The 15,397-nt window shown below is 71.6% G+C and carries 14 protein-coding genes and 1 riboswitch; of the genes, 3 read left to right on the top strand and 11 right to left on the bottom strand.

Going from position 1 to position 15,397, the window contains the following annotated elements:
- Positions 1-82 precede the first annotated feature (82 nt).
- The 6 genes from ribH to BLT99_RS09145 form a co-directional block, all read right to left on the bottom strand.
- The gene (gene ribH, locus BLT99_RS09170; protein WP_092671330.1) at positions 83-553 is read right to left on the bottom strand and encodes a 6,7-dimethyl-8-ribityllumazine synthase; all 471 of its coding nucleotides are present in this window, start codon (positions 551-553) and stop codon (positions 83-85) included.
- Complete coding sequence (gene ribA, locus BLT99_RS09165) at positions 550-1,854, bottom strand: GTP cyclohydrolase II (RefSeq protein WP_092671327.1); 1,305 nt, start codon at positions 1,852-1,854, stop codon at positions 550-552. The genes ribH and ribA overlap by 4 nt, the downstream gene beginning before the upstream one ends.
- On the bottom strand, positions 1,851-2,504 hold the full coding sequence (locus tag BLT99_RS09160) for a riboflavin synthase (RefSeq protein WP_092671324.1): 654 nt from the start codon (positions 2,502-2,504) through the stop codon (positions 1,851-1,853). The genes ribA and BLT99_RS09160 overlap by 4 nt, the downstream gene beginning before the upstream one ends.
- A gap of 1 nt (position 2,505) precedes the next feature.
- Positions 2,506-3,570 (bottom strand): bifunctional diaminohydroxyphosphoribosylaminopyrimidine deaminase/5-amino-6-(5-phosphoribosylamino)uracil reductase RibD, encoded by a 1,065-nt coding sequence (gene ribD, locus BLT99_RS09155; RefSeq protein ID WP_229724736.1) that lies wholly within the window; start codon positions 3,568-3,570, stop codon positions 2,506-2,508.
- Positions 3,571-3,643: 73 nt separating this feature from the next.
- Positions 3,644-3,789: riboswitch (FMN riboswitch) on the bottom strand.
- 72 nt (positions 3,790-3,861) lie between these two features.
- Positions 3,862-4,989 carry a hypothetical protein gene (locus tag BLT99_RS09150; RefSeq protein ID WP_092671321.1) on the bottom strand — a complete coding sequence of 376 codons (1,128 nt, stop codon included), beginning with the start codon at positions 4,987-4,989 and terminating at the stop codon, positions 3,862-3,864.
- Between the two features lie 49 nt (positions 4,990-5,038).
- Entirely contained in the window at positions 5,039-6,034 is a 996-nt protein-coding gene (locus BLT99_RS09145; RefSeq protein ID WP_092671318.1) for a sugar-binding transcriptional regulator, read from the bottom strand.
- A 121-nt stretch (positions 6,035-6,155) separates the two neighbouring features.
- Between BLT99_RS09145 and BLT99_RS09140 the strand changes: the two genes are divergently transcribed.
- From BLT99_RS09140 to glpK, 3 genes are all read left to right on the top strand, one after another.
- The gene (locus BLT99_RS09140) at positions 6,156-7,901 is read left to right on the top strand and encodes a glycerol-3-phosphate dehydrogenase/oxidase (RefSeq protein ID WP_092671315.1); all 1,746 of its coding nucleotides are present in this window, start codon (positions 6,156-6,158) and stop codon (positions 7,899-7,901) included.
- Between the two features lie 120 nt (positions 7,902-8,021).
- On the top strand, positions 8,022-8,795 hold the full coding sequence (locus BLT99_RS09135) for an MIP/aquaporin family protein (RefSeq protein WP_092671312.1): 774 nt from the start codon (positions 8,022-8,024) through the stop codon (positions 8,793-8,795).
- Positions 8,796-8,860: 65 nt separating this feature from the next.
- The gene (glpK, locus tag BLT99_RS09130) at positions 8,861-10,375 is read left to right on the top strand and encodes a glycerol kinase GlpK (RefSeq protein ID WP_092671309.1); all 1,515 of its coding nucleotides are present in this window, start codon (positions 8,861-8,863) and stop codon (positions 10,373-10,375) included.
- 51 nt (positions 10,376-10,426) lie between these two features.
- Here the strand turns inward: glpK and BLT99_RS09125 are convergent, their stop codons facing one another.
- The 5 genes from BLT99_RS09125 to BLT99_RS09105 form a co-directional block, all read right to left on the bottom strand.
- Positions 10,427-11,164 carry an HAD family hydrolase gene (locus BLT99_RS09125; RefSeq protein ID WP_229724737.1) on the bottom strand — a complete coding sequence of 246 codons (738 nt, stop codon included), beginning with the start codon at positions 11,162-11,164 and terminating at the stop codon, positions 10,427-10,429.
- 59 nt (positions 11,165-11,223) lie between these two features.
- Positions 11,224-12,234 (bottom strand): tryptophan--tRNA ligase, encoded by a 1,011-nt coding sequence (gene trpS / locus BLT99_RS09120; RefSeq protein WP_092671306.1) that lies wholly within the window; start codon positions 12,232-12,234, stop codon positions 11,224-11,226.
- A gap of 21 nt (positions 12,235-12,255) precedes the next feature.
- Positions 12,256-13,092 carry an exodeoxyribonuclease III gene (locus BLT99_RS09115; RefSeq protein WP_092671303.1) on the bottom strand — a complete coding sequence of 279 codons (837 nt, stop codon included), beginning with the start codon at positions 13,090-13,092 and terminating at the stop codon, positions 12,256-12,258.
- Between the two features lie 44 nt (positions 13,093-13,136).
- Entirely contained in the window at positions 13,137-14,501 is a 1,365-nt protein-coding gene (locus BLT99_RS09110; protein ID WP_229724738.1) for a YihY/virulence factor BrkB family protein, read from the bottom strand.
- Positions 14,502-14,629: 128 nt separating this feature from the next.
- Positions 14,630-15,397, bottom strand: a complete 768-nt coding sequence (locus BLT99_RS09105) for a succinate dehydrogenase iron-sulfur subunit (protein ID WP_092671300.1) — start codon at positions 15,395-15,397, stop codon at positions 14,630-14,632.

Below are 15,397 nucleotides of genomic sequence, written 5' to 3'. Positions count from 1 at the left end.
CGGAATCGGTGACTGAGGTCGCGTGCGACACTCCGACGCGGCTGCCGTGGCAGCGCTGCAGCGCTGAAGACCGCGAGTGGGCTCAGGCGCGCAGACCCCGCAGCAGGTTCGCCGTCGCGATCGCGGCCTCGGCGGCCTCGCGGCCCTTGTCCTCCTTCGAGCCGGGCAGGCCGGCGCGGTCGAGGCCCTGCTGCTCGTCGTCGAGGGTCAGGACGCCGAACCCGACGGGCTTGCCGGTGTCGAGGGCGACCCGCGTCAGGCCGTCGGTCGCGGCCGAGGAGACGTACTCGAAGTGGGGCGTTCCACCGCGGATGATCACGCCGAGGGCGACCACCGCGTCGGCACCCGCCTCGAGCGCCGCCTTCGAGACGACGGGCAACTCGAAGCTGCCGGGCACCCGCACGAGCGAGAACTCGGCGCCGGCCGACTCGAGCCTGCGCGTCGCGCCAGCGATGAGGCCGTTCGTGATCTCGTCGTGCCAGCTGCCGGCGACGATCGTGACGCGAAGGCCCCGGCCGTCGACGTCGAGTTCGGGGGATCCGGCTCCGCTCATGATGCGTGTCCTTTCAGGAGTTCGTCGGCAGCGCCATCCGTCAGCTGCTCGTCGTCGATCGCGTGACCCATACGGGTGCGCTTGGTCTCGAGGTAGCCCGCGTTCACGGCGCCGACGCCGACGACGAGCGGCAGCCGGTCGGCAACGCGGATGCCGTGCGCCTCGAGCTGGCGGACCTTCTCGGGGTTGTTCGTCAGCAGGCGCACCCGTTCGACGCCGAGGTCGTCGAGGATGGCGCTCGCCGCGGTGTAGTCGCGCGCGTCGATGGGCAGGCCGAGGGCGACGTTGGCGTCGAGCGTGTCGAGCCCGCCCTCCTGCAGCCGGTACGCGCGCAGCTTGTTGATGAGGCCGATGCCGCGGCCCTCGTGACCGCGGAGGTAGATCACGACGCCGCCGCGCTCGGCGATCGTCTCGAGCGCCGCGTCGAGCTGGGGGCCGCACTCGCACTTGAGCGAGCCGAACGCCTCGCCCGTCAGGCACTCCGAGTGCACGCGCGTGATGGCGCCGGATGGGTCGGCCGTGGGATCGCCCGCGATGATGGCGAGGTGGTCGGCGCCGGTGTTCCGGTCGCGGTAGGCGCGCACCCGGAACGTGCCGTGCATGGTCGGCAGGTTCGTCTCGACCTCGAACTGCACGCGCGAGGACTCCGCGATGGGCTCGGGCGCCTCACCCGCCGCGAGGTCCTGTCCGTCGTGCCACTCGTGCAGCCAGGCGACGAGGGCCTCGACCGTCGTGACCGGCAGGCCCTCGTGCTCGCCGAGCGTGATGAGCTCGGGCAGTCGCATCATCTCGCCGTCGTCGGCGACGAGCTCGCCGATGACGGCGACGGGGGACAGGCCCGCGAGGCGCATCAGGTCGACCGCCGCCTCGGTGTGGCCGGCGCGCTCGCGCACGCCGCCGTCGACCGCGCGCAGCGGCAGGATGTGCCCGGGGCGGATCAGTCGATCGGGCGTCGCGGCGGGGTCGGCGAGGATCCGCAGCGTGTGCGCCCGATCGGACGCCGAGATCCCGGTCGAAATGCGGTCGGCGGCGTCCACCGACACCGTGTACGCGGTTGCTCGCGCGTCCTCGTTGCGCTCGACCATCGGCGGCAGGCGCAGGCGATCGGCGAACGCGTTCGGCATGGGCGCGCACAGGTACCCGCTCGTGCGGCGCACCATCCACGCGATCCACTCCTGGGTCGCGAACTCGGCCGCCATGATGGCGTCGCCCTCGTTCTCGCGGCCCTCGTCGTCGGCCACGATCACGGGCTTGCCCGCACGCAGGGCGTCGAGCACCTCGGGCATCGTCGCGAGGCTCATCGGGCACCTCCGACCGGCTCGGCGAGCGAGGACGGCAACGACCGGTGCCCGTCGAGCCGCAGCATCCGCTGCACGTGACGGGCGAGCACGTCGGTCTCGAGGTTGACCCGGTCGCCCGGCTCGAGCCGGCCGAGCGTGGTCGCGGCCAGCGTCTCGGGGATGAGCGAGACCTCGAACCACGAGCCGTCCGCCTCGTCGCCGAGCGCCGACACGGTCAGCGAGACGCCGTCGACCGCGATCGAGCCCTTGTCGACGACGAGCGACGCGAGCGCGTCGGGCAGCGCGAACCGGATGACGCGCCACTCGTCGCCCGGGCGGACCTCGAGGACCTCGGCGGTGCCGTCGACATGCCCCTGCACGATGTGCCCGCCGAGGCGATCGCCGACGAGGGCCGCGCGCTCCAGGTTCACGGGCCGTCCGGCCGCGACCGTGTCGAGCGTCGACATCCGCAGCGTCTGGGCCATCACGTCGGCGCTGAACGACATCGCGTCGCTCTCCACGACCGTGAGGCACACGCCCGACACGGCGATCGAGTCGCCGTGTCGGACGCCCTCGACCACCTTCGGCCCGCGCACGGTCAGCCGCACGACGTCGGCGTTCGGCTCGACGCGAGTGACCTCGCCGAGCTCCTCGATGATTCCGGTGAACATGTCAGGCCCTTCCATGGGTGGGGATGTCGTGGTGCGCGGCGGCTCGCGGCCGCGCGACGACGAGCAGGTCGTCGCCGAGTCGCACCAGGTCGGTGAAGTCGTAGCGGAGGGCGTCGGCGATGGTCGCGACGCCCAGGTCGTCGACGGCGGTCCGCGGGCCGCCGATGAGGGCGGGGGCGAGGTACACGAGGACCTCGTCGGCCAGTCCGGCCGCGAGGAACGAGCTCGCGAGCTTCGGGCCGCCCTCGATGAAGAGCGAGCGGATGCCTCGGCGCTGCAGTTCGGCGAGGTCGGCGGCGAGGTCGGTCCCCGCCATCCGGATCGCCTCGTGCGGGTGGCGCTCGAGCGCGGCCCCGGATGGCACCTCGCGACGGCCGAACACGACGGGCACGGGCTGGTTCTCGAACAGCTCGCCGTCGGCGTCGCGCGCGGTGAGCGCCGGGTCGTCGGTGAGCACGGTGCCCGTGCCCACCGCGATGGCATCGGATGCCGCGCGGCGGAGGTGCACGTCGGCGCGTGCCTCGGGTCCGGTGATCCACCGGCTCGTGCCGTCCGCGGCGGCCGCCCGCCCGTCGAGGCTCGACGCCCACTTCACGGTGACCCGCGGACGGCGGTGCCGGGCGGCGAACAGCCAGTCCTCGAGGAACGCCCCCACCTCGTCGGCGAGCACGCCGGCCACCACCTCGACGCCGGCGCGCCGCAGGGTGCGCGCCCCGCCCGCGGAGTGATCACCGGGGTCGTCGACCGCGTACACGACGCGCGCGATGCCGGCATCGACGAGGGCGTGCGCACAGGGGCCGGTGCGTCCCGTGTGGTTGCACGGCTCGAGCGTGACGATGGCGGTCGCGCCGCGAGCCGCGCCGGGCGGCAGGGTCGACAGTGCGTCGACCTCGGCGTGCGGGGTTCCGGCACCGCGATGCCATCCCTCGGCGAGCACGTCGCCGTCGGGCGAGAGGATGACGCATCCGACACGGGGATTCACCCCGCGGGCCGGGCCGCGCTCGGCCAGCTCGAGCGCCCGGCGCATGGCCGCGACATCCGTCGCCGCGCGCGTCGCCGTGGACATCGGTCGCCTGCCTTCCAGGCTCCGGGATTCCCGGCGGCGCCGGAAACGTCGACGGCGCTCGTGAGCATCGCCGACACGTGCCGCCTCCCATCCGGACTTTCACCGTCGGTACCGGAGTTCCACCGGTTCAACCGCTCGCGCATGGCCGGACGGCCACGCGCTCCCGGCTCGCGGACTTTCACCGCCGGTTCGGACTTGCACCGACCCCGGAGCACGTTTCGTGTTCGATTCTAGGTCAACGCGGGGGAGCGGATCGTATTCCCGGCTCCCGGTGCCAGCGGAGCCGAGCCCTCAGCGGCACTGCGCGGCCGCGGCCACCTGCGCATCGGTCGGCCGCCCGTACGCCTCGATGCCGGAGCCGGGCAGGTCGTAGCCCATCCCGATGGCCCACGCCGTCGCCCACGACTCGTGGTCGCTGCCGGCTTGCTCGAACAGCGCCCGACACGCCTCGCGGATCACCTGCGTGTGGCCCACCTCATGGACGACGACCGCCTCGGCGTTCGGGTCGTCGCCCCACGCCCACTCGATGCTCTCGCTCAGGGTGATCAAGCCCCACTCGCCGCCGTCGACTCCGAACTCGGCGGTGCCGGAGTACCACGTGTCGCTCTCGAGCCCGGCGACCTCATAGGCCCAGGCGAAGTCGAGCGCGACGCCGTTGGCGATGGAGCGTGCGAACGCCTCGATCTCGGCGCGCACCGGATAGGCCTCGGCACGCGCGACCTCGGCCGCGTGCGATGCGCGCACGTCGGCGACCGCCGTGGCGAGTGCGGTGAAGGCGGCGGCATCGGTGCCGGACCCACCGCCGTCGACGAGCTGCTCGAGCACTCGGCGCGTCTCGGTGGTCGCCGAGGGGTTCGCCGCGAGTTCCGCTCGCGCGACCTCCTGCGCGCCCGTGATGAGCGTCTCGGTGGCCGCGTCGACCTCGTCGGCGGCCGCCAGCACGGCCTCGGCCGCGGCCTCGCTCGACGCGGCGGCGGCCGCACGCTCGGGGACGAGCTCCGAGATCTCCCACAGGTCGGCGTAGAGCTCCCAGGCGGGGGCGAACGCGTCGGGGTCGACCAGGTCGACGATGCCGAGCCGTGACGCGCCCGCGTCGGCGTCGAGCACCGACCGCAGCCCGACCAGCGCATCGGCCAAGGCCGTGCGGTCATCCTCGCCCACGAGGTCGGGCGTGAGGACGGCCTCGAGCGACTCGGTGCGGCTCGCGGCCGACTCGGCGCGCGCCGCGGCCTGGTCGTAGGCCGCGTCGGCCTCGTCGTGGCGTGCGTCGGCCGCGACCCATGACGGCCAGAGCTGCCGGTGCAGCTCGGTGGCGACGAGCTGGTGGCCGACCGCGGCGATGAGGACGCCGACGACGACCGCGACCACGGCGGTCGCGGCCGGGCTGCGTCGTTCGGGCGGGCGGGGTGGGTCGGTCATCCGACGGTCACGCTACCCGTCGGGCCTGCTCCGCGCGATCACGAATCTGTCACGCCTCGCCGACGAGACCTCGCGCCGTACCCTCGTCGATGATGAGGTCGGTGACCAGTCCGGCCGCGAGGGCGCCGGTCAGGCTCGGCAGCTTGGCCCGCCCCGAGACGACGCAGATGCGGCGGGGTGCGCGTCGAAGGGTGCCGAAGTCGGGCCCGGTGCCTCGTGCGTTCATCTCGATGCCGTCGGTCGAGCCGTCCGCACGGTAGAAGACCGTCGCGACGTCGCCGACGACCCCGTCGCGAGAGAGCGACTGGTAGTCGGCGCGCTCGAGGTACCCGCCCTGGTACACGTGGCTCGGAACCTCGGCGAAGGGCGAGCCGATGCCGAAGATCGCGACATCCATCGCGGCCTGGAGGTCGAGCATGCGCCGCGTGCTGCGCTCACGCCAGAAGGCCTGCTTCGTGGCGGGATCGTCGAAGAACGCGGGGACGGGGAACTGCTGCACGCGTGCGCCGAACGCGTCGCCGAACCGGCGCAGCAGTTCCGAGGCGTACAGGATGCCGGTCGTGCGGAGGTTGCCGGCGCCGTTGAGCTGCACGACCTCGGAGTTGTGCGTCGCCTTGGGCGCGAGGTGCCGGCTCATCGCGCTCATGGTCGAACCCCACGCGACGCCGATCGTCTGGTTGGAGTCGATGAAGCGGCTGAGAATCCGTGCAGCCGAGAGCGCGACGCGTTCGAGCCGGTCGACGTCGCTCGCGTGGTCGGGCACGGGCACGACGTGCGCGGAGACCTCGTGGCGCTCGAGGATCTCCTGCTCGAGCCGGCTCGGCAGGTCGAGCGGCGAGTGGATCGAGATCTCGACGAGGCCGGTCGCGCGTGCATGGCTCAACAGGCGCGAGACCGACGATCTCGAGGTGTGCAGCTCCTTCGCGATGGCGTCCATCGTGAGGTCCTGCAGGTAGTAGAGGTGCGCCGCTCGCAGCGCGTCGCGGGTCTTGCCCGTGGGCAGTTCGCCGTCGATCGCCGGCCCCGCGGCATCCGTCACCGTCATCTTCGCCCCTTGCACGTATGTTCAATCGGCTTGCAAGCATGTGCGCATGTGCTCACGATGTATTCATCCACAGCCGGCCCGCCTCCGCAAGCCGGCGTGACCGCAGCTCGAAAGGACAGCGATGTCGCCCATCACGTCGACGACGACCCGCCCGCACGCGCCCCGCATCCGAGCCGAGGTGTCGGCGCTGCGCGCACGACCGACCGCCGAGGTCGTGATCATCGGCGGGGGCATCAACGGCCTCGCCACGTTCCGCGACCTCGCCCTGCAGGGCGTCGACGTCGTGCTCGTCGAGCGTGACGACTTCGTGTCGGGCGCCTCGTCGGCCTCGAGCCACATGATCCACGGCGGCATCCGCTACCTCGAGAACGGCGAGTTCCGGCTCGTCAAGGAATCGGTCGAGGAGCGGAACGGGCTGCTGAAGATCGCGCCCCACTACGTCAAGCCGCTGCGCACGACCGTGCCGATCCACTCGACGTTCTCCGGCATCCTCTCCGCGCCGTTGCGGTTCCTCACGCACAAGCAGGGCCGGCCCACCGAGCGCGGCGCGGCGCTCATCAAGGCGGGCCTCACCATGTACGACGCGTTCTCCCGCGACGGCGGCAGCGTGCCGCGGCACCGGTTCCTCGGCGCGAAGAAGTCGCTCGCCGAGCTGCCCGCGCTGAACCCGCACCTGAAGTACACCGCGACCTACTTCGACGCGAGCATGCACGACCCCGAGCGGCTCGCGCTCGACGTGCTGTTCGACGGCCTGGCGGCCGGCCCGCATGCCCGGGCGGCGAACCACCTCGAGGCGATCGGGTTCGGTGCCGATGGGGTGCGCGTGCGCGACGCGATCACGGGCGAGGAGTTCGACCTCGCCGCCGACGTCGTCGTCAACGCGTCCGGCCCCTGGACCGACCTGACGAACGCGCGGCTCGGGCGCGAGAGTCGCTTCATGGGCGGCACCAAGGGCTCCCACATCGTGCTCGACCATCCGGAGCTGCTCGAGGCGACCGGAGGCCGCGAGATCTTCTTCGAGCACGAGGACGGCCGCATCGTGCTCATCTATCCGCTCAAGGGCCGGGTCATGGTCGGCACCACCGACCTCGAGCACGACATGCGCGAGCCCGCGGTGTGCACCGAAGCCGAGGTCGACTACTTCTTCGACCTCATCGCGCACGTTTTCCCAGGCATCCTCGTCGACCGTTTGCACATCGTGTACCGCTTCTCGGGGGTGCGGCCGCTGCCGCGCCACGACGACACCCAGCCCGGCTTCGTGAGCCGCGACTACCGCATCGAGCGGGCGGATGTCGCAGAACGCCCGGGCACCACGCTGCTCAGCCTCGTGGGAGGCAAGTGGACCACCTTCCGGGCCCTCGCCGAGCACCTCGCGGACGAGGTCCTCGGACTGCTCGGCCGAGCACGCGTGCGCTCCACGAAGGGCCTGCCGATCGGCGGCGGCGCGGGGTATCCGACGACGGACGACGCCCGCCTCGTGTGGGTGGCCGGACACGGCGACGGGGTCGGGCGTGCGCGCGCCGAGGCGCTGCTCGAGCGCTACGGCACGCGCGCGGAGGCGCTGATCCGCGAGGTCGAGGGCGGCCCCGAGACACCGCTCGCCGGGCACGACGGGTACACCCGCGAAGAGGTCGCCTGGCTGGTGCGGAACGAGCGCGTCGTGCACCTCGCCGACCTCGTCCTCCGGCGCACGAGCCTCGCCTTCACGGGCGCACTCACGCCCCTGTTGCTCGACGAGCTCGCGGCGGTCGCGGGCGACGAGCTCGGGTGGGAGGCCGTCGAGCGACGCGCCGAGGTCGAGGCCACGCTCCGCGTGCTCGCCGACCGCCACGGCGTCGTGCTCGAGGCAGCGTCGCTGATCGAGTAGCCGGGGAGCGAATCTGCACAGACGTGCACCCGGGACGCCGGTTTCCGGGGGGAACGCGCCGGTACGTTTCATCGGGGCCGCGCGGATGCGGCATCCCGATCACAACGAAAGAAGGTCAACGTGGACACTCTCGGTGTCGTGTTCCTGTCGGAACTCGTCGGCACGGCCATGCTCGTGCTGCTCGGCTGCGGCGTCGTCGCCAACGTCGCGCTCGCCAAGAACAAGGGACTCAACGGCGGGTTCCTGATGGTGAACTTCGGCTGGGGCCTCGCCGTCTTCGCCGGCGTCATCGTCGCCTACGCCTCGGGCGCGCACCTGAACCCGGCCGTGACCCTCGGGCTCGTCGCGAACGGCGCGACCGAGTTCGGCAACCCCGCCTTCGGAACGGGCGTGCCGGTCGACGTGCTCTCGGTGCTCACCTACATCGGCGCCCAGCTGCTCGGTGCGTTCCTCGGCGCCGTCGTGGCCTGGCTCGCCTACAAGCAGCACTTCGACGCCGAGCCCGAGCCCGCGAACAAGCTCGGCGTCTTCTCGACCGGCCCCGCCATCCGCTCGTACGGATGGAACCTCGTCACCGAGATCATCGGCACGTTCGTGCTCGTCTTCGTCGTCATCGGCTTCGGCCGCCAGGGCGACGCCTCGGGCCTGGCGGCGCTCGGCGCGCTGCCCGTCGCACTCCTCGTGGTCGGCATCGGCGCCTCACTCGGCGGTCCGACCGGGTACGCGATCAATCCGGCCCGCGACCTCGGCCCGCGCATCGCGCACGCCATCCTCCCCATCGCCGGCAAGGGCGGCAGCGACTGGTCCTACTCCTGGGTTCCGGTCGTCGGCCCGATCGTCGGCGGCCTGCTCGCCGGCTGGGTCGCGATCCCGCTCCTGCCGCTCCTCGGCTGAGCCGCGGCATCCGCCCACCCCACCCACCCGCATCACCCATTCACTGACAGCAACGGAGTTCTCAGATGGCTGACTACGTCCTCGCGATCGACCAGGGCACCACCTCGTCGCGTGCGATCATCTTCGACAGGGCCGGATCGATCGTCTCGACCGGGCAACTCGAGCACGAGCAGATCTTCCCGAAGGCCGGTTGGGTCGAGCACGACCCCGCCGAGATCTGGCGCAACACGGGCGAGGTCATCGGCCAGGCCCTCGGCAAGGCGAATCTGACCCGCCACGACATCGCCGCGGTCGGCATCACCAACCAGCGCGAGACGGCGGTGGTCTGGGATCGCACGACCGGCGAGCCCGTCTACAACGCGATCGTCTGGCAGGACACGCGCACGCAGCCCATCGTCGATCGCCTCGCCGCCGACGGCGGCGTCGAGCGGTTCAAGGACACGGTGGGCCTGCCGCTGGCCACCTACTTCTCGGGCACCAAGATCGTGTGGATCCTCGAGAACGTGCCCGGGGCGCGCGAGAGGGCCGAGGCGGGCGACCTGCTCTTCGGAACGACCGACACCTGGGTGCTGTGGAACCTCACGGGCGGCGTCGAGGGCGGCGTGCACGCGACGGATGTCACGAACGCCAGCCGCACGATGTTCATGGACCTCGAGACCCTCCAGTGGGACGACGAGATCCTCGCCGCGTTCGGCGTCCCGCGCTCGATGCTCCCGGAGATCAGGTCGTCGTCGGAGGTGTACGGCGTCGCGAACGAGCACTCGCTGCTGCGCGAGACGCCGATCGCCGGCATCCTCGGCGACCAGCAGGCGGCGACCTTCGGCCAGGCCGCGTTCGACGTGGGCGAGGCGAAGAACACGTACGGCACGGGCAACTTCCTCATCTTCAACACGGGCGAGGAGATCGTCCACTCGAAGAACGGGCTGCTCACCACGGTGGGCTACAAGCTCGGCGACCAGCCCGTGCACTACGCGCTCGAGGGATCGATCGCGGTGACGGGCTCGCTCGTGCAGTGGCTGCGCGACAACCTCGGGCTCATCTCGTCGGCCGCCGAGGTCGAGGAGCTCGCGAAGTCGGTGGAGGACAACGGCGGCGCGTACTTCGTGCCGGCCTTCTCGGGGCTCTTCGCCCCGTACTGGCGTCCGGACGCGCGGGGCGCGCTCGTGGGCCTGACCCGCTACGTGCAGAAGGGGCACATCGCGCGGGCGGCACTCGAGGCGATCGCGTTCCAGACGCGCGACGTCGTGGACGCCGTGAACGCCGATGCGGGGATCGACCTCACGGAACTTCGCGTCGACGGCGGGGCGACGTCCAACGACACGCTGCTGCAGTTCCAGGCCGACATCCTCGGCGTGCCGGTCGTGCGACCGGTCGTCGCCGAGACGACCGCGCTGGGCGCCGCCTACGCGGCCGGCCTCGCGGTCGGCTTCTGGGCCGACCTCGACGACCTTGCCAAGAACTGGCAGGAGGATCGTCGTTGGGAGCCCTCGATGGACGAGGCCGAGCAGGGCCGGCTGCTGCGCAACTGGCGGAAGGCCGTCACGAAGACCCTCGACTGGGTCGACGACGACGTGCGCTGATCCGAGCGCCGTCGTCCCTCCGGTGGTCGGGTGGCACGCCCCTGGCGGGCGCTACCCGACCACCAGGCGGTCGCGGAGCAGGGCCGGGAGCTCGGCGAGCGAGCGGATCTCGAGCACGCCGGCGGCCGCGGCATCGGCCGCGTCGGATTCGTCGGGTCGCTCGCCGGACCGGTTGAGCCACACGCCGACGAGCCCCGCCCGTGCGGCGCCGATCGCATCGGTGCGCAGTCGGTCGCCCACGTAGGCGGCCGCTCCGACCGGCGAGGATGCAGCGAATCGCGCGACTGCCGCACGGAAGATCCGCGCATCGGGCTTGGTCACGCCCTCGGAACCCGAGGCGACCACGTGCTCGATGCGACCGGGATGCCCCACCTCGAGTCCGAGCCGCACGAGCTTGGCGAGCTGGAAGGCCTCCTCGCCGTTCGTGATGATGCCGAATCGCACTCCCGGAAGGGCCCGCTCGAGCGCGTCGAACGCCGGCTCGACGTCGTCGTGCAGCGCCCACGACGCGCGGTAGTGCTCGAAGTATCGCGCGAACCACGCCCCCGCCGCCTCGTCGTCGAGGGCGTCGCCGTGCGCGCGGGCGAACTCGGCCGCGCGGGCGCGCCGCTGCTGCTCGAAGGTCAGCTCCCCGGCGAGGTACGCGTGGTAGTGCCGTTCCTCGAGCTCGTGCCAGAGCGCGCGGGACTCCGCGACCTCGGCCTCGTATCCTCGCTCACGCAGGTGCGCGAGGATGCCCGAGGCGACCGCCTCGCGATGCGCCATGAGCGTGTCGTCGAGGTCGAACAAGACGACGGCGCCGCGGGCCGTCGGCTCACGCGACTCCGCACTGTGGGTCGGGCTCGCGTTCACCGTCGGCGGAGGAACCCGACGCGCTCGTAGACCGTCGCGAGCGTGCGATCGGCGCGCTCGGCGGCCTTCTCGGCGCCCATCGCGAGCAGCCGATCGAGCTCGGCCGGGTCTTCCATGAGCTCGAGCGTGCGCGCGCGGATCGGCGCGACGCGATCGACCACGACCTCGGCCAGGTCCTTCTTCAGGTCGCCGTAGCCGCGGCCGTCGTACTCGGCCTCGAGTTCGGGGATGGTGCGGCCCGTGACGGTCGCGTAGATGTCGAGCAGGTTGGCGATGCCCGGCTTCGCCTGCGGGTCGTACCTGACCTCGCGCTCGTTGTCGGTGACCGCGCTCTTGATCTTCTTTGCGATGACCTTCGGGTCGTCCATCAGGTTGACGAGGCCGTTCGGGCTCGATGCCGACTTCGACATCTTGGTGTTCGGCTCCTGGAGGTCGTAGATGCGGGCCGACTCCTTCGGGATGAGCGCCTCGGGCACGACGAATGTCTCGCCGAAGCGCGAGTTGAACCGCGCTGCGAGGTCGCGCGTCAGCTCGAGGTGCTGCCGCTGGTCGTCGCCGACGGGAACGAGCTGCGTGCCGTAGAGCAGGATGTCGGAGGCCATGAGCACCGGGTAGGTGAAGAGGCCGACCGTGGTCGCCTCGGCGCCGTACCGGGCCGACTTGTCCTTGAACTGCGTCATGCGGCTGGCCTCGCCGAACCCGGTCAACGTGCCGAGCACCCAGGCGAGTTCGGTGTGCGCGAGCACGTGCGACTGCACGAACAGGGTCGCTCGCTCGGGATCGACGCCGGCGGCCAGGTACTGCGCGGCCGTGCGGCGCGTTGCCTCGTGCAGCACCGCCGGATCCTGCGGGACGGTGATGGCGTGCAGGTCGACGACGCAGTAGATCGGATCGTGGTCGTCCTGGAGGGCGACCCAGTTCACGAGGGCGCCGAGGTAGTTGCCGAGGTGGAGCGAGTCGCCCGACGGCTGCATGCCGGAGAAGACGACGGGGCGTGCGGTGTTCATATCGGTGTCAGGTCCTTGAGGTCAGATGGCGTAGTCGACGACGACGGGGGCGTGGTCGGACCATCGCTCGTCGTAGGCGTCGGCGCGGTCGACCGAGTACGCGGCCACCGCCTCGGCCAGCTTCGGGGTCGCGAGCTGGTAGTCGATGCGCCATCCGCTGTCGTTGTCGAACGCCTTGCCGCGCCACGACCACCAGGTGTACGGCCCGGGGACCTCGCCGGCGACGCGTCGACCGACGTCGACCCAGCCGAAGCCGGCGCCGGCGTTGTAGCCGTCGTCGCCTTCGGCGCCCAGGAAGCGGTCGAAGTAGGCGCGCTCCTCGGGCAGGAACCCGGCGTGCTTGAGGTTGCCCTTCCAGTTCTTGATGTCGAGCGTGCGATGGCCCACGTTGAGGTCGCCGACGACGACGGCGAGCTCGTGGTCGGCGAGCTGCGCCATCCGCTCGCTCATCGCATCGAGGAAGCGGTACTTCTCGACCTGCTTGGGCGAATCGGCGACACCGGATGGGACGTAGCAGCTCACCACGGTGACGATGCGGCCGTCGACCTCGTAATCGGCCTCGAGCCACCGCCCGGCGGTGTCGTGGTCGCCGACGCCGAGCTCGACGCGGTGGATGCTCGCATCGGCACGGCTCGCGATCGCCACGCCCGCGCGGCCCTTCGCCGACGCCGGGTCGTGCACGAGGCTCCACTCGTCGCCGAGGAGCTCGGCGACGTCGTCGGTGGACGCTCGGACCTCTTGCATCGCGAGGATGTCGATGTCGCGCGCGGCGAGCCATTCGCCCATGCCGCGGCGGAACGCCGCCCGGATCCCGTTCACGTTGGCGCTGGCGATACGGAGCGGGGACGCGGAGGGCATGCCTTCGATCCTAGGCGAGGCCACCGACGCCGCCGGCCGCCCGCTCACGTGCCCGGATCGCCGCCGTCCTTCCGTCGTGACGCGCGTCGCGGGTCGGTCGGACGCGGCCCCCGCGGCCCGGCGGCGGCGTTCGCGCGCTCGAGGTCGCGCTCGGCGTCGGCCTCGGCCAGCTCGGCGTCCGCGAGGGCGGACTTCGCGCGCGAGACGCGCCGCTGGGCTTGGTAGCGCTGGTACCAGGGACTGCTCTCGAGGGCGTCCGCCGCGGCGCGCACCTCGCTGCGCCGCTCGGACGTGTCGGCACGGCGGCGCGCGAGCGACGCCTGCGCCGTGCGCTGGGCATCGGTCACGAGCTGCAGCGACTCCGCGGCATCCGCCGTCTCGACCGCGACCCACGCCGCCGCGACCAGGATGATGATGCTCGCGATCCGGAACCACAGCAGGAGGCCGATGAACACCGTGAACGTCGCGAGCAGCGGGTTCTGCGTCGCGAGCCCGACGAGCGTGCCGCCGAGCAGCTGGAGAACGGAGAGCGCAGCCGAGCCGAGCAGCGACCCCACCCACATGCGGCGCCACGGGACGGCGGCGCCCGAGAGGAACCGGAAGAGCACCGCGAGCGCGAGCGTGTCGATGACGAAGACGACGGCGAGCGAACCGGCGCGGATCGTGTCGGACGCGATCGCCGACCCGGAGTCGCCCGAGACCCCGAACCACCTGAGCAGGCTCTCGAACAGCGTGGTCGCCACGATCGAGAGCACCGCCGCGACGAGCAGCGTGATGCCGAAGGCCAGCGCGGCGAGGAAGTCCCGCGTCTTCAGCATCACGTAGGAGCGGTCGTCGCGCGGCAGTCCGAACGTGCTCCGCACCGCGAGGCGGGTGTAGGTGATCCAGTCGGTCGCGGTCCAGATCAGGCCCGCGAGGGCCACTGCGCCCGTCAGGCCGAACAGGCTCGTGCTCGTCGTCGCGACCTCTTGGAGGTCCTCGGTGGAGATGATGCCCTGCGGCCCGACGAGCCCGGGTGCGTACGTGTTGATGAGCGAGATGAGCGCGTTGAGCGTCTCCTCGTTGGAAGTCAGCCAGATCCCTGCCACCGCGAAGGCCACGTACACGGCGGCGAAGACCGCGAACAGCGACTGGTAGCTCATCCCCGCGGTCAGGAGGAAGCCGTTGCGCGAGAGGAAGTGCCGCCAGACGCGGATCGGGAAGAACTCCATGGTGCGGTAGGTGAGCTCGGTCACCTTCGCGATCGGCTCGTCGAAACGCTCGCGCACGCTCTCGGCGACCTCGGCGGCGGGTGACCGGGCACGGCCGTTCGATTCCGGAGCGGATGTCGCGGGCGAGGCCCCGTCGGCGGGCACGCCCGAGGCATCGTCGGGCGTCCCGTCCCCGCGCCCCCGATCGCGTTCGCTCACACGCTCACCCTAGCGAGCGGATGCCACGGCACCGGCGGGGCCAAGGGCCCGGCGCTCGCATGGCACCCCGGGAACGACGGAGGGGCCGGCGCGACGCGCCGACCCCTCCGCGGGAGCGTGGACCGGGCTCAGGGGGAGCCGCGCAGGATGGCCTGCTTGACCTCGGCGATGGCCTTGGTGACCTCGATGCCGCGCGGGCACGCGTCGGTGCAGTTGAAGGTCGTGCGGCAGCGCCAGACGCCCTCCTTGTCGTTGAGGATGTCGAGGCGCACCTTCGCCTCGTCGTCGCGCGAGTCGAAGATGAACCGGTGGGCGTTCACGATCGCGGCCGGGCCGAAGTACTGGCCGTCGGTCCAGAACACGGGGCACGACGAGGTGCACGCGGCGCACAGGATGCACTTGGTGGTGTCGTCGAAGCGGGCGCGCGACGCGACGTCCTGGATGCGCTCCTTGCCGGGCTCGGGCGTCGTGTTCGCCTGAAGGAACGGCTGCACCTCGCGGTAGCTCGCGAAGAACGGCTCCATGTCGACCACGAGGTCCTTCTCGAGCGGCAGGCCCTTGATCGCCTCGACGTAGATCGGCTTGGAGATGTCGAGGTCCTTGATGAGCGTCTTGCACGCCAGTCGGTTGCGGCCGTTGATGCGCATGGCGTCGGACCCGCAGATGCCGTGCGCGCACGAGCGGCGGAACGTCAGCGAGCCGTCCTGTTCCCACTTGATCTTGTGCAGCGCGTCGAGCACGCGATCGGTCGCGTACATCTCGACGTCGAAGTCCTGCCAGCGCGGCTCGGTGTCGACGTCGGGGTCGAAGCGGCGGATCAGGAACGTGACGGTGAAGGCCTGGGTCGCGGCATCCGCGGCGCCGGTCGACGCGGTCTCGAGCGTGGCGGTCGTCAC

Origin of the sequence: Agromyces flavus (genome assembly GCF_900104685.1) — a bacterium.
GTDB classification, from domain to species: domain Bacteria; phylum Actinomycetota; class Actinomycetes; order Actinomycetales; family Microbacteriaceae; genus Agromyces; species Agromyces flavus.
This window is presented reverse-complemented; position numbering and strand designations above follow the sequence as displayed.

Excerpts from the sequence above, each read along its gene's own strand:
- ribH (WP_092671330.1), bottom strand. The coding sequence starts at position 553 with ATGAGCGGAGCCGGATCCCCCGAACTCGACGTCGACGGCCGGGGCCTT.
- ribA (WP_092671327.1), bottom strand. The coding sequence starts at position 1,854 with ATGAGCCTCGCGACGATGCCCGAGGTGCTCGACGCCCTGCGTGCGGGC.
- BLT99_RS09160 (WP_092671324.1), bottom strand. The coding sequence starts at position 2,504 with ATGTTCACCGGAATCATCGAGGAGCTCGGCGAGGTCACTCGCGTCGAG.
- ribD (WP_229724736.1), bottom strand. The coding sequence starts at position 3,570 with ATGTCCACGGCGACGCGCGCGGCGACGGATGTCGCGGCCATGCGCCGG.
- BLT99_RS09150 (WP_092671321.1), bottom strand. The coding sequence starts at position 4,989 with ATGACCGACCCACCCCGCCCGCCCGAACGACGCAGCCCGGCCGCGACC.
- BLT99_RS09145 (WP_092671318.1), bottom strand. The coding sequence starts at position 6,034 with ATGACGGTGACGGATGCCGCGGGGCCGGCGATCGACGGCGAACTGCCC.
- BLT99_RS09140 (WP_092671315.1), top strand. The coding sequence starts at position 6,156 with ATGTCGCCCATCACGTCGACGACGACCCGCCCGCACGCGCCCCGCATC.
- glpK (WP_092671309.1), top strand. The coding sequence starts at position 8,861 with ATGGCTGACTACGTCCTCGCGATCGACCAGGGCACCACCTCGTCGCGT.
- trpS (WP_092671306.1), bottom strand. The coding sequence starts at position 12,234 with ATGAACACCGCACGCCCCGTCGTCTTCTCCGGCATGCAGCCGTCGGGC.
- BLT99_RS09115 (WP_092671303.1), bottom strand. The coding sequence starts at position 13,092 with ATGCCCTCCGCGTCCCCGCTCCGTATCGCCAGCGCCAACGTGAACGGG.